This window comes from Corynebacterium sp. HMSC077D03 (genome assembly GCF_001808545.1).
Lineage (GTDB): Bacteria > Actinomycetota > Actinomycetes > Mycobacteriales > Mycobacteriaceae > Corynebacterium > Corynebacterium simulans.
Map to the genome: position 1 here is coordinate 1 of NZ_KV793685.1, position 1,205 is coordinate 1,205.

The 1,205-nt window shown below is 55.2% G+C and carries 1 protein-coding gene; it reads left to right on the top strand.

Translation table 11 applies throughout. From position 1 onward, the window contains the following. Window positions 1-187: 187 nt before the first annotated feature. Window positions 188-1,205 (top strand): IS21 family transposase (istA, locus tag HMPREF2888_RS13075; protein WP_141744817.1); only part of this gene is annotated, 1,018 nt, incomplete at its 3' end.

Consider the following 1,205-nt stretch of genomic DNA (forward strand, 5'->3'; position numbering starts at 1 on the left):
GTTAAAAGATTCTGCTAGGGCGTTATCCGCTGCCGTTTCGGCGTAGTTGGTAGGGGCAATCCGCGTAGTTGGTCGGGGTTTTCCGGATAGATGGTAGGGCTCTCTGTTTTCGGTCATTGTATAGGTGGCGTTGGCACAACTTGTGCCGGCGCGTCATCACCTTTCATGACCTTAAGGAGGGCCTTTCATGGCCAACTTCAAAGACATCATGGCGATGTGTTTGGACGGGGGAAGCTATGCTGCCATCTCTGCGGCGTTGGGATGTTCCAACCGGGATATTGCCAAAACCAAGACACTGATTGCGGACCTGAGCATCACCAAGGAGTCGTTTGCTCAGCTGGATCCATCATTCTTCGACGAGCACTTCAGCGACCATCGCGGGGCCCGTCGCAAGCGCTACGACCAGCCAGACTTCGAAAAGCTCGCCAAGCGACTAGCCAATAACAAGCACTTGACCCGCCACAAGCTCTGGCTGGACTACGTTGCTGCACCTGTCGGTGAAGGCGAGTCGAAGTATCAGTACTCCCAGTTTTGCGAACGCCTGCGCACCCACATCCGCACCACTGGAATGACCTCGATTATCGAACACGAGCCAGGCCAGGAACTCTATGTCGACTGGGCCGGCGACAAGGTTTCCATCATTGACAAGGCCATCGGTGAAGTCGGCATGAAAGCCAGCTTATTCGTGGCCATCTGCCCCTATTCTTCACTGTTGTTTGTGACAGCAACAGCTAACGAGAAGATGGACAACTGGATTTCCTGCCATGTGAAAGCCTTAGACTACCTCGGTAAATGCCCTGGCATCATCGTTCCTGACAACGCACCGACCGCGACTTATCGGCCGGTGAAGAACAAGCCCGGCCGGCGCATTCAACAACGCTACGCGGACTTCGCCGACTACTACGACATCCTGCTCGTACCGGCCCGACCTGGAAAACCTCGGGATAAGGCCGCTGTGGAACGCGCCGTCCAACTCGTCTACTCGCGCATCCTCGGCTACTTCGATGGGATCACCTTCTACAGTCTTGATGAACTCAATGAGGCTATCGCCCAGCGCGTCGACGACATCAACATGAATATGCCTAGGCCCGATGGGATAACCCGTAAAGAGTTGTTTGATGCTGATGAAGCGCCCATGATGCGTGACTTACCAGATACCCCGTTTACGGAAGTGTGGGCCTGGCCCCCGGAAAGTGGACACGTCG